Below are 14,380 nucleotides of genomic sequence, written 5' to 3'. Positions count from 1 at the left end.
CAAATGTTACTTTCGTGTATTGTTTTGGTATGCCGCTTTAGAGCTGTCGAGATTAATCAGTTCTTCGAGAGCCTTTGCAGCATTTTTTGCGGTCACGGCTATCTCACCATTACCAAATTCCTGACTGTGAGCCGTTCTGAAGTATTCTTCAATAACGGAGTATTCCTTGCCTGACAGGGCTTCTTGCATATTCTGTTCAACAGTTCTCATAGGACTATAATTTCTAAGTTTCTGACCTACAATTCCTAAATTATACCCGTACCTGTTAAGTTCCTCTGCTGAGGTAGAAATTCTATCTATCAGTTTTTGCATTTTGTAATCAACTTTTGAACAGATAAAAAGCTGTCCGTCATTATCAAATGCCGAGTATCCAATATCACCGACAGATGCGTATGCAGGCAAACTCATTCCGTCATTTGTCTTGATTTCAAAACCATTTTCCCACATTTTTACCGCCATGTCCGTATCGGTTTTTTGCACACCCTCGTTTTCACGATAGCTTACATACAATGCAAATGACCGACAGTTTTCCTTGAAAAACTCAATAAGCCGCTCCGCGCTTTCACGTTTATTTATCAGCTTACCCTCGATCATGAGATCGGCAGATTCGTTTTTATAGGTTTCAAAATATCCGCTATTATCAGCATTATCAGCATACGCTGTTTGCCGGCATGAGGTATAAAGAGAATCCATAAAATGCTTTTCCGCATTCTGCGGATCATAAGCTAATGAATTCATATATTCATCATACGCGCCGCGCATATCACGCTCATATATTATCGCTTCGACCAGTTCACCTTCGCCGGAATTTGCATCCGGGTTATAGTAATTCCACATTACTCTTTCGGGCGGCATAGAATAGAACTTATCAAACCTTTCAAGTTTTTGCTTATCAAGCAGAATATCAATATCGCTCCACTCTCTCAGTTCATCATCCGAGTTGTCAAATACTATATTGTCCTTTTTTGCAAATTCAAGAGCATCCTCAACGGTTTCAAACCAAGCATCTTTTATATAATCAGCATCGCCCCATGTTTCAGTGAGCTGTCTGTCATCAGCATTTGTACTGATGACAAATCCGTCACCGTCGGGAGCAAGCGAATAAGTTATCGTCTGTTTGGCACTCTGTCTGCGCTTTTCAAGTTCATCTATCTGCTGACTTATGGACTTTACCATCGCTTCAACGAAATGCTCAGTAACTTCAAGCGTTTTCAGCAATTCTTCTTTTGATTTACTCTTTTTGTATGTTGCAATATACGGTATAGAGTTAATGTCTGTCTCATAACCTAACTGCTTACATACAAGGTATGCGGAAGATTCGGCTTGTATCTCCTGATTTTCTTTGCTTTCATTCTCAAAGGGACCACCTTTTCTGTGAAATACCGAGTGAGCCGATTCATGAACGTAAGCAAGTACCTTTTGGAGATCGCTCATGTTTGAATTTAGCGTTATCGTATTATGTTCCAGACTAAAATAACCGTCAAGACCATCTTTCAGCGGCTTGAATGTTGGTTTTATCCCGCAGACCTTTTCAATTCCGGTAAAAATAGCGTTGAACGTTTCCTCATCTATCTCACCTTGCAATGGCTTCACCAGTTCCGGCGGCTGAACACCTGTTATCTGAGAAATATCATATACCGGCATCAGCTTATATCCCGCTATCACTCTTTCAGATTTGGTTTTTGAATCCTCATTCTGATCTTTTGACTTTTCGTCATCATCCTTATCTTCGTCCTCTATCTTTTTGGTGACAGGAGCAAAAACCCATATCTTGCATTTCTCTCCGGCTGTAATATGTCCACCGAGCTTATTCCATGCTGTTTTTGAACCAACGTAAGTTGCTTCAGGATATTGCATATATATAAGCAGCTTATTCTTTGTAGAATATTTGTGAAGCTGTGCGCTGAAATTCAGGTAGTTCATAAACTCATCTGAACTGAATACATCATCGACCTTAGACAACAGTTTTTCGTAGGCTTCTTTTTTCTCGTTTTCTTTCCTCTCCCAATATTCTTTCTTTTCCTCGGCTGAAAATGATTTTTTATTCTTGCCTGTCTGAATTGTTCCTTTGATCGTTTTATCTTTATCAGAAGATACAACTGCTCTTCCATTTTTAGCTTCTATTATTCTTCTTTCACCGCGGTCACTGATTGCTGTGATCCGCTCGTTGTTAGATAAGGACTGATCTATTAACGAAGTTGCAGCATCAAGTGAAATTATGCTTTCTGTGCTTGTTCCGTTATCAGCATATTCCTTTTTCTTGATATAACCAAATTTATCAGTCTGTAATTCATACGTTCTGATCGAAGTGTCTGTATCCGATTCAACTATAATAACATTTGCCTTCTCATGATTATTCAAGTTGATCCTGATTCTCCATTTGTCCCTTAAATCAACTATCGCATCATGTTTTTCGGTGTATTCGGGTATAGTGCTCAGAAAATAGTCACGGCTGCTTATTGTTCCTACTGTTGAACTGTTCTCACGAAAATCAACAGGAATATCATGAGCCTTACAAGTCTCGATCAGATCGCTTGTAATAAGAATATCGCTATCGCTTTGAAGTTTATTTTCTTTTAAAAGAGAAAAAGCATTGTCGGCAGCGGTCATGAAAGCACCGTCATAGTCCCTTGTGCGATCATCAGTATAGCTATCATAGATAGTCTTTAATGCATCAGGCATAGACATTAGAACCGCATACTGTAACTCGATAAGCTGAGTTGTGGCTGTTCCGCGCAGCACTCCGCTTGTTGGTTCTATGCTACCTCTTTCTATCTCACCAAAGAAATCGTACTCTGAAAGATCACGCATGATAGTTCGTTCTTCATGCGAAATATCGTTATAACTTCTAAGTTCGGCAGACAGCTTTTCGTATAGCTGTACTGAATAAAAGCCGTATTGTTCCATAGTCCATAGCTCCTATTTTTTAATCCATTATTATGTCAAATCCAATACGCGGCACATACTACCGCGCATCAGACCTGACTGTTTTTATTACCTCTTTATTCTGCCGGAAGTTGTTTTCATCATCGTATCCGGCTTTTTCTGAACTTCCGTATCAGGATCATCCGCCGGACTTGCATCTTCCATAGCAAAGAATACATCATCCTCCGGAGTATCATCCATTAAGTTACTTGTTTTTTTATCGTTTGTAAGCTGCTTAGTCAAGAACTCCATTCTTTCACGCTTGGTCTTTAACTCCTCCGCATGATCGAACGGTTTCTCTACGGTTTCCTTTGCAAGCCGCAAATCGGTATTCAGCTTTTCAAGACGTTCGTTGTTCTGTTTCAGCAGCTTAGGCAAGCTGTTAGCGAATATGTTTTCAAGTCTCGTTGTATTGCCAATATTCGCCTGATCGTCATTGGTTTTAGTTCCGTAATCGGTTCTGTATTTGAAATTTCCTTGTACGCTTATCTCATACGCTGACCGCAAAGTGAACATCGTTTCACTATATACCTTACTCGGAGAAATATAGACAGGAAATCCGGAGTAGTAGCCAACGAGAACGCTTTCGTCTGCTGTTGCTGCCGCGGCTTTGGTTCGTTCCATGTATGCCGCGCATTTTTCACGTTCGTCTATCTTTACACCGTTAATCATCATCTCGAATTTTTCGGGCTTACTATCCTCAAAGCGTTTCAGATCATCGGTCTCCTTTTGAATTACAGATTCAATATTCTCAATCTGCTGCGGCAACTCATGTTTTATTTTGCGTTCAAGTTCAATTATCAGCCTATTGTGATCGCGTTCAAGTGCTTCAAGGTGTACAAGCTCATCTTTGAGTGTCAGGAACTCAGCAAGATACGGATTGTCAGTTGTGGCAATCTGCATATCCCTGAATGTCATAGCACTTTCACTAATATCAGAGATCGAGCGTGAACAAGCTATTTCGGGGTCGAGAAGCTGCTGCTGTCCCGTTTCCTTGTTTCCGAGCAGATTTGCCATGTACGCATCAAATGATCCTTTGGTAACAAGGGTGTACACGGCTACCTCTGAGTTTTCATTTCCTTGTCTCAGACCTCTGCCCTCGCCCTGTTTCTTATTTGCCGGAGTAAAGGGAAGATCAATGTTATACATAGCAACTACCTTGTTCTGAATATTAACGCCAGTACCCAGCTTCTGACGCGAACCAATTACAACTCGCTTTCTGCCGTTACGAAGATCATCGTACATGGCTTCACGCTCCTTGTCATTTTTCGGGTCGTTCGCCATACAAATTTCTTCACGCGGTATGCCTTGCGCCACAAGATCATCTCTCAGAGCATTATATGCCGAGAATCCGTTTATTTCGTTTACGCCGCGATCCAGGAATACGATCTGTACTCCCTTGCTGTCATTTTTCTTATCGTACCACTCCTTCACCAACCGTGCGCACGTTTCGAGCTTTCCGTTCGGGTCACTCGGCAGCGCCGGGTCTAAGTATCTTTGGTCTAAGCTGCAAAGGTTGGATTCATGCATTATGAGCAGCATATTATCTATATCGGGAGAAACACCGCCCGAATGTATGCGCTCTGCCCTCTCCATAAATGATTCAAGAGCCGCCTTCTGTGCTTCGCTCTGTTCACAGCTTACGATTATCTCCTTACCGCTGTAACGCTTCGGAATAATTATATTCGTTTTTTCTGTCGGAACAATGTCCGCAAATTCGTGAATCTGCATTTTAAGTTCCGGTACATTATTGAATGAGTTAGCTTGCTTTCTGAGTACAAGTCCCGAACCGCTCGGTGACGGTGCATACTTGCTCTCAATAACAACGTAAGACTTGATCCAGTCATCAGCTGTCATTATTCCGGCTTTTTGCAGTCCCTCCGGGTCACAAACGCTCATCATATTGTACCATTCAAGATGCGAATTGGTTTCCGGTGTTGCCGTTGCCAGCGTCATAAATCCGGTACCGTACTGTTCGCGCATATACCCGATCTTCATTCGGAAATCCTCAGCACGTTTTGACGGGCTGTTCTGTAATCCGGGGATATTGCCCATCTTTGTCGGCTGATACATATTTTTGAAATACAGATGATACTCATCGACGATAAGGTAGTTAAACCCGAAATCTTCAAAAGTATAGCTGTTATCTCTGTGTTTTTCCGTCAATTCCTCAAGCTGTTCTTCAAGTTTCTTTATTGCAGCTTCTATTGCCTTAATGCTGATTTTTTCTTCTGAGGTACTCCATCTGCTATCGAACTGTTCGAGATATTTACGGTACTGATCTATATTCCGGTTAAGGTAGTCGATTTGATATTCGTCACTCATCGGTATCATGCCGAATGTTTCAGGTGTCATGAAAACCACCTCGGCATCAGATGAAAGTATCGAAGCAACTGAACGCTGTCTGTTTTTCTTTGTGCTCAGATTGTCAGAAAGCACATAGATTTTCAGATTCGGATACAGCTTCTGTACCTCGTCTGCGCTCTGCTTTATTATCGACTTCGGAGACAGCCACAGAACTCTTGAAGCAAGCCCTCTCGATACTCTGTCAGCGGCTATACAGCCCATTGTGTAGGTCTTTCCGGCACCGACATCGTGTGCAAGCAGCATATTTCCGTACATCGCCCTTGCAACAGCATTCTGCTGATGCGGATAGAGCTTAATATCGGGATTCATTCCGGGGTGCGAAAGTCCTTCACCGTTATAGGTGCGCAGTACGTTACAGTTATATCTATCATTGTACAGCTTTACATACTTATCGCTCCTTTCCGGGTCATCCCATATCCATTTTTTGAAGGCAGCTTCCATCTGCTTGCCCTTTTCCTGTGCTTTTCGTGTTTCAGCTTCATTGACCACATATTTATGTGAACCGTCAGGAAGGTCAATGCGGTCATTTACTTTCAGATCACGACCGTTAAGCTGACGTACAAGTATCTCATAGCAGTCCATGCGCTTTGTGCCGTAGATAACAGTTTCAGCTTCACTTGTGCCAAATGTACGATTAACAAGTTTATACTCGCCTAATGGTGTTCTTGTAACTGTGTTCTTATAATCAACGTTTACATTCGCGTATTCTTCAATAAACTGATTGTAATCGTCTGTTTCAACTATCGGGTGTCCAAGCTGAAGAACTATTTCACCGGGCTGAAGCATTTGAGGTTGAATGCTTTCAAGTACCGAAACGTTATCATTGAATTCCGGCTCAATCGCGGCTACTAACTTCGCGGTTCTGAGTTTTTCACGAACGTCACCGGAAAGGTATTCGCTCGCTTCAACATATCCCGACAGCGGGTCATCATCCTTTATCTTAGCGGGATCTCTGTAAATTTTTCCTTTAAGAGAAGAAATAACCTCTTCAGCCGGCATTGAAGTCAGTTCCGACATATACGCAATGTCAACGCGGCACAACTTGTCGATAGACACGATCAGCGCATCCTGCGGAGTATCTACTTTCAGAACTTCAACCTCCGGTTGAATTGTTCTACGATAGAAAATAGCTGCCTTAGAATACTTTACTGTATCGTCCTCTTTTTCCTTGACTTCAAACGAACAGATCGTATTGTAATAACGGTCTGATGAAAATACTGAGTTAGCACTATCCGATAAATATCCGTACTTCTTTACGAATCTGTCATACTCAGAATTAAGCTGACTTTGCAGTTTCAGCATTTCCCGGTCGTCACAGCCGTCAGCTTCGGCTCTGATAAGTTGCATACCAATATCGCGTATCTTGCACATACCCTTGATACGTTCAAGCCTTTTACCGCTCTCTTTGCATTTTTGCATTATTTCATTGTTTCTGAAATAAACCTCGCCACTATCTATAATAGTATAGGTCTGATTAGGTATGTTCGGATCCGCTGGTATGACTTCTTCATCGCTGCCATTTTGCATTGATAGTCTTGCAAGTTCCGATTCCGTTATTCTGCCGCGGATTTTCGATACCGCTTCTTGAATTTGTTCATCAAGCGTTCCGCGTGTCGGGTCGGCAATTATGTCAATGTTCTCACTATCCTCTCCATAACGTGTGTTTTTCTTTATCGTACCAAGTATCATGTCAGGATGCTTGATAAAATACTCATTAAGCCGGAAACCATCTTCATTGTAGCCGACCTTAGTCCATTCAGGCATTATTGTTGTCATACCCTCACGCTTCTGTAAAAACAGAATGTCGGTCGCGGTATCAGTATCCGCGAACGTGCCTTTAGGCAATCTCACAGCACCAAGAAGTTCACTTCGGGCAGCAAGATAATTTCTGAATTTCTCGGTTTTCTTATCGAGCGTGAAAGTCGAAGTAACGACCGCGATAACGCCGCCGGGACGAACCTGATCTATCGACTTCGCTAAGAAATAATCGTGAATGTTAAGATTCAGCTTGTTGTACCGCTTGTCATTGACACCAAAATCACCAAACGGCACATTTCCGATTATTACATCAAAGCTGTTGTCCGAATAAGCGGTTTTCTCAAATCCCTTGATCTGAATAGCCGCTTCGGGATAAAGCTGTTTTGCGATACGTCCGGTAAGATCGTCGATCTCGATACCATAAAGCTGTGAATTGTCTTTCCAGTCAGCCGGGTACTGAGCGAAGAAATTGCCTATACCCATAGACGGTTCAAGAACGTTGCCGCCCTTGAATCCGAGATTGCCAAGCGCCGTATAGATACCATTTATGATTTCGGGGGACGAATAGTAAGCGGTAAGCATGGACGATCTTGCCGCGCTGTACTCGCTGTCTGTAAGCAGTTCTTTCAGTTTTGCATACTCATCTGCCCATGACGCATTATTTGCATCAAAAGCATCCTTTAATCCTCCCCAACCGACGTATTTTGCAAGTATCTTCTGTTCGTCGGCTGTTGCATTTCTGTTCTCAGCTTCGAGCTTTTTCAGCAGTGTGACCGCTTCATAATTCGCCGCGAAGCGTTTTCTTGCTCCGCGCTCTGTGATATTATCCGGGTCGAATACATAATTTTGAGCCTTACTCTGCGTTTTCTGCCATGTGGCAGAATTATTCGTTTCAACAGATTCCTCAATCGGTGATTGATCGTCAAACATTGACATCTGCTGATTTTCAGTAGTCTCAGTATCGCTGTAATCAGAATAGCTTACTGTCACAGTATCTTCAGCAGCTTCATTCTCAGCTTTGTTCTCTTGTATCCTTGCCGGTTCCGGGCTGTCAACAAAATGAAAACTCATCAAAACGCTGCCATCTTCAAGATGAGAAGTGTACTCGTTTCCGTTAAAAGTCCATTCAGATGCCTTGCCCCATTCCATATGACGGTCTTTTCCGTCGGGCTTTCCGTCAGCACCAAAACGCTGTGAAGTAAAACCGACCGTATTTACAGATGATATGTATCTGAGTTCGCCTACACATTGAGGACGTACACCGTGTTCACTTATCTCGAATACCATACCCGGCTTTACAGCCTTTTTGAGCTGATTCAAGTTCTTGACTGTTGGAATATCAGTCTTTTTATTCTCAGTAACCTTATTATTATCAGTAACTGTTATCGTTTGCTCTTGTTCGATTCTTCCTATGTATTCATAAAAGTCGTTATTCAGCAGCTTATCATATCCGATATTCTCAGTAGTAGCGTAGCTGCCTTTATCCGTTGTGATTGTGCATTGATCTGTGTACCATTCGAGCGCACCTGTCAGAGATACGACCTCGGAGATCTCTCCGGTCACGCGATGACGGAATCTGTCACCGACTGCCACCTTATCAGCTGTAATTGTTTTTTCTTCGATTTCGGGATAGATCTGATTGTTTTCGTTATCGAAAAGAATACCGCCGCCGTACAGGTCGATAATCTTCTTTACTTCCTCAATGTAGTTTTCGGAAGTAAACAGTGTCAGCTTGTTTCCGTCTGTTACAGTCGTACCATATGAAAGAACTGTATCCTTTATCTCGGCAAGAGAAGTCTCGTTTGCGCTGCATACAAATACGACTTCTTTGAGTGCGGAACTGTCACGCTGTTCTCTCTGAGCGCGTATAAGTTCAGCATCACCGACGTATCTATATCCGATATTATCGAGTTTGTCTTGCCATGTTCTGCTCCTGTCACTCCAAGCCGCATCGGAGAATATAGTCTGCTGACCATTATGTTCGGTAAGTTCAGCATCCTTATAGGTTCTCATCCTGACGTTTTCTTCGTTAGCTTCGACGATCTCAGCATAGACTTCATCAGTCATTACCGGCTTAAATCTGCTGTCAAGCATCTTCTGCGGCGGCAGATAGATGACATCACCGACACTAAGTTTGAATCCGTCAGTCCTGTCGTTATCTTTATCGGTTACAAGTACAACATAGCCCGCTTCACGGAGTTTGTCAATATAATCGTTCTTAGCATGGTCAGGAAAACCGCACATTTCCTTGCCTTGCTTTCGTGTCAGATACAAGCCAAGTTTTTCAGATGCTATCCTTGCTTCTTCTCCGTAAATCTCATAAAAATCACCCACTTTATAGAGCATTATGTTTCCATAGTATCTTTCAGTGATACCATTTATTTTGAGGACCTCATCGCTGAAAGCTCTTTCAGCCGGAAAATCACCTTCGATCTTCTCGATCAGCTTTGTTTCCTGATTGTAAACCGCATAACCGAGATAGCCATCAGCTAAATAATCATCGCCTGCCTTGACAGCTTCTTCGACAGACGAGTATTCCATCTTATCGTCAATACCGCCGTCAGAACCGGCATTGGTTATTACCTGATGAATCTTTTTTTCTTCTTTAAAAGAAATATTGTTTTCCTTGATATAAGCTGCTCTTGCTTCATCATCACCGTCAATTTTTACGATAATTCCATTTTCATCATAGTCGATTGCAAGGTCACAATCATTATAGTTCAGATATACACGGCTAAGTCTGTACGGCTGATTTCCAAGATTTTTGAGCCACTGCTGCACAAAATTGTTGCAGTCCTTCTGACCGACCGAGCCTTCCGTGTACTCATCATAAATGCCGAGTGCTGATTGTTCATAGCTGACTGCCGTAACTGTCTGCTTTTCATCGTCGATCTTGAAGTCGATTCGAGGGTCATACATTATATCGCTGTTCTGAACATAGTTATGCGACATAATAAGCTGAGTACCGTACCTGTCGATAACTAAATCATCAAAGCCCTCAGCAGAATAAATCTCGGAAATATGAGCGCCGCTCATAACGTCAGGATATAACTTGCACAGCGCCTTATAGTTCCTGTGAACCAAAGTGTTAGTGATCTTGACAGCTTCGGTTTCTCCCGGCTGATTGTTTTCGGTTTCTGTAAGGTCGATCTTCTCAGGCAAGAGCGTTTCAGCATCTTCATCAGCAAGCGCTTCATCACGCTGATCGCGAGAAATAAAAGCTATGCCTTTCTCATTCATTTCATCGACCCATTCATCGTGTATAAGACTCAGACGGCTGCTCTGAAGAATACCGCCAAAGGTATCAGCATCACAGTATCTCATCGTGATACCGCTCTCACTGACTTCTTCAACCTCCATAATATGATCGTCATAGCGGATAACATCACCTGCACGAAGGTCTGATGCTGACGCACTTATCAGCTTTCCGGTCATACGCTGTAAAACAACGTCTGTCCTTATTCCATAATCATTAAGTATGTCAATATTCTTCTTATATCGCCTGTTTTCATACTCCTTGTCATAATAATTGATCGTACCGTTTCTATACTGATTCTGTTCTTCAATATAGTCTTTAATATCCCACAGACAATCGCGTATTCTTTCGAGATGATCGTCACGACGAATATAAACATCATCTGCTATGAATTTCTCGACACGGCTGACATACTCTTTCCAAGAAATTGTTTTAGTGCATTCGGGCTTTGAATGAGAATAGTCGCCGCGAGTCAATGAAAACCCTTTGCTTTCATAACTAACCCAGCCGCCGCGAGTAGAACCGCCGCCCCATCCGTAGTAATTCTTAACATAATCGGCTTTTTCTTTGTCTGTATGCTCTTCTGGAAGATACGCTGCAAAGGAAAACTTCTTGCCAAAATGAGAATCTAAAATAATATCATCTATTTCATCTTCGGATACAAAATGCTCATAGGTTGGCTGATTATCAAGGCTTGAATCAAACTGTCTGCGCTCGATCTGAATATCCTTGAGCCTGTTCAGCAGCACTTGTGGCTCGTGAAAATGCCAACGCAGAATGTCGCGGTTCTGCGCATAGTCGGCAATAAACTGTTCAAGCCCGTCTATGTATTCCTGTAATGTATCCTTATTGTAAAGAGCATTTTTTATGCGCTCTGTGCTGTCGGGAAAGCCGCCTTTGAACATTTCTTCGGGAATAAAATACTGATACACCTCACTATCAGTATCCTGATTCAGATACCACAACGAAGCTGAAATATCAGTCAGTTCATTATCCTCAGCTCTGTCGATTATCTCTTTAGCGCAGAAAGTTCCGTTCATGAACATCGCTTCAATGCGTCCGGCAGCTTCTTCCCACGATATGTGTCTTGAAACGATAGCTTCGGAGCGTGTTCCTTCACCTATGGTTATACCGTTTTCATCAAATCTTGCGGTAAGCTGTACATATGCTCCATCGGATAGCGGAAAGAAGTAACCTCTGCTGTCGCGGCTTGTAACTTTGAGCCTTCCTATCTGATTTAAGGATACTATCTCTTTTGTCGGAAGATATGATACATATTTTCTCATAGTACCGCAATACTCAGCTTTGAGAAATTCTACATTATCATATTCGTTTTTATTCTTCTGATAGTAAGCGGTTATACGTTCGAGCGATTCTCTCTCGGTACTTCCGCATTTAAGAACGAAGTCGATCATTTCATCGCTTATCTCGGCTGTTGCTTTCAGATTTCTTTGAACTGTTTCTTCTTTTTTGGATTTACGACCGCCTTTTTTAGATTTTGGCTTTTCAGCGGGCAGATCTACAAAGAATGATTGCTGTTCGCCGTTATCTTCCATTTCGTCCACATCGTCATCGGCTGAGAAATAAACATCTTCTATATCGGAATCAATTTCTTCTGAATCAGATGAAATTATGCCGTTTTCAACCATGAAACTGTAAATCTCAGCGACCTCGCCCCACGGCAGATCAACTTCTTTTGTTCTTGTGAGATAGTTTCCCTCCCACAGAACTATGCCCCAATCGTAGGTTTTGTAACCATAGACATTATCACCGTCACCTAAGAATATCTGTGAAAAATCATCGTTAATGGTTTCTTTTAAAAAGGTAATGCGTTCTTCTGTGCTGTGTTCCGCCGAAAAGAATTCGTGAATATCGGCAGCAGTATTATTGAAAAACTGATCGTGCTTTAGAATCTCGTAGATAATATTCTCGTCAGTTATCACCGGCACCTCAGCAGAAGATACCTCCGCAGATTCGGCGTTCAGTTCAGCCACTTCAGGCACCGGAACAGCAGCCGGCTCGTTTTCACCGTACTCTTTGGTTATCCTCTCATATTCCTCGGTATTGAATGCAATAAGGTCATCAAAATGCAAGCCGTCAAATACGTTTCGATTCATCTGGTCGATGCTGTCGTATTGGTCGGTTTTGAAATGTCTGCCGTCTATCTCGGTTACAAGCGTAAAGTTAGTCAGATCGGCATAAACGGTCAGTTCGTGTTCAGCATCGTTGTCATCGTCAATTATGGTATAAGCAAGATCTATATGTTCAAGATGATTAAGTGTATATTTAAAGTCTAATTCTTCATTATACTCTCTGTAAACATAGTCTGCCAAATGCTTTAATGCTGTTCTTATTGCCGTAGAATTAACAAGGGGAATAGCGGTAATTTCGTTTCCGTTTACAGTTTTCAAGCTAACACCGCTTGTCGAATTAAGAAATTCGGTAACATCCTTTTCAAGCGCCGCACATTCCACAGTTTCCATAGGGTCATAATAATTGATTTTATTATCAACTCTGTTGTCATCAAACTGAATGAAGCCGTACTCATTAAGAAATACTCTGCCTACAACCTTGTTCTCGCTTGCAAACATTACAATCTCATCTATTGATGAAAGATTGATATGCAAATCGAAAGCATCAAGTGACAGAGTTGCAGAATCAAGCATTTTTCTGTATTCTGTTACGGTCATGCTGTCAACAAGCGTATTCTTGCTGTGATCGAAGCTGCGAAGCAGCTCGTTCAGATATTTTGCATCTTCATCGCTCATTTCTTCCAAACTATCAAGAGCAAAACGGATAGGCTCATGATCGTCAGTCAGAATCTCCGCAGCCGTAAAATCTCTGCCATGTGTCAGAAAACGAAGTTCTGTACGCTTTCCGTTGACATCATCATATATCTCATAAGCATTTACCAGTTCACCGCCGAACATATCCGGGAACACCTGTGCTAAAAGCATCTTGCTATCAGGTTCAGCAACCTTTGCTGTTTCTGATTCATCTTGCACAAGTTCCTTTTCACGGAAAAACTCCGGCATTTCCTTGAAGCCGAAGCTGTCACAGTAGTATGCGGTATCTTTCCCATCAACAGAAACAGCGATAACATCAGATATAGAAAGACTATGCCCTTTGAAATCGTCGGGACGATCAGTATTGAACTTTTTATAAAGTGCTTCAAGCGTAGCATTACCCTCGAACTCTCTAATCTCTCCCTCATAGACAAGTCTATAATCATTCTGACTGAGCTGTATTCCATCGCGTTTGATGGTTTCCATACTCATAAAGCGAATACCGCGATATTCGTCACCGCTTTTAAGCTGATAGATCTGATATTTGCACTTATTTTCATTATTATTCTTTTTATTTAAGTAGTCCGTCACCGTCTTTTCAAAATCATTGAGCATTTCATGTGTGCCGTCTTGCAGCAGAGCACAGAAGTTTTTGAAAAACACCGTATCGGAGAATATTCTATTATCAATGTAAAGTTCTTTTGCCATTGCAAACGAACTATCGTTTTTTCCGTATTCACAACGAACCGAAGCAGCATAACGCAGGCAGCTTTTATAAGTGTAGGCTATGCTGTCTTTGGTTTCTTCATCATAATTGCTGCACAGTTCATTGAGTTTGTCACTGTGCTTATCAAAATAATCAGAAGCAAGCTGATTTAATGCTTCCTCAATAGATACGAATTTCGTTTCATATCTTACTCTTAACATTCTGTTTATGTTATAGAGATCATTAACATCAAGTATTGGTCTTTCGGGGAGCGGAGCGCCCACTGTATCTTTATCAGAAAACAGAAATACTCCCTTTCCGTCCTCTCTGATAACCGGAATTCCGTTTGCATCGCGCTTAACTCTGCGACCGAGCACTTTCCACTCATCGGGAGCGGCAGCCATTTCTATTGACGGGTCATAATAAAAAAGCATAAGTGCATCGTTAAAACTCATTTCATTAAGTTTTATTGTAAAATCTAAGAAATCCTTAAACGATGACTTGTCAGCAATATGATTAAGTGCTTCATCATATCTTTGTTTATAGGAAACAAGCTGTGACATATAAATCCTTCTTTCTTAT

2 protein-coding genes are annotated in these 14,380 nt (G+C 41.8%); both read right to left on the bottom strand.

Annotated elements, in window-relative coordinates; genetic code table 11:
* Positions 1–6: 6 nt before the first annotated feature.
* Complete coding sequence (locus BT142_RS16610; RefSeq protein ID WP_072419301.1) at positions 7–2,907, bottom strand: ArdC-like ssDNA-binding domain-containing protein; 2,901 nt, start codon at positions 2,905–2,907, stop codon at positions 7–9.
* A gap of 87 nt (positions 2,908–2,994) precedes the next feature.
* The gene (locus BT142_RS16605) at positions 2,995–14,361 is read right to left on the bottom strand and encodes a YodL domain-containing protein (protein WP_072419300.1); all 11,367 of its coding nucleotides are present in this window, start codon (positions 14,359–14,361) and stop codon (positions 2,995–2,997) included.
* Positions 14,362–14,380 lie beyond the last annotated feature (19 nt).

The sequence above is a fragment of the Ruminococcus sp. YE71 genome (genome assembly GCF_900119155.1).
Classification (GTDB): domain Bacteria; phylum Bacillota; class Clostridia; order Oscillospirales; family Ruminococcaceae; genus YE71.
This window is presented reverse-complemented; position numbering and strand designations above follow the sequence as displayed.

Excerpts from the sequence above, each read along its gene's own strand:
- BT142_RS16610 (WP_072419301.1), bottom strand. The coding sequence starts at position 2,907 with ATGGAACAATACGGCTTTTATTCAGTACAGCTATACGAAAAGCTGTCT.
- BT142_RS16605 (WP_072419300.1), bottom strand. The coding sequence starts at position 14,361 with ATGTCACAGCTTGTTTCCTATAAACAAAGATATGATGAAGCACTTAAT.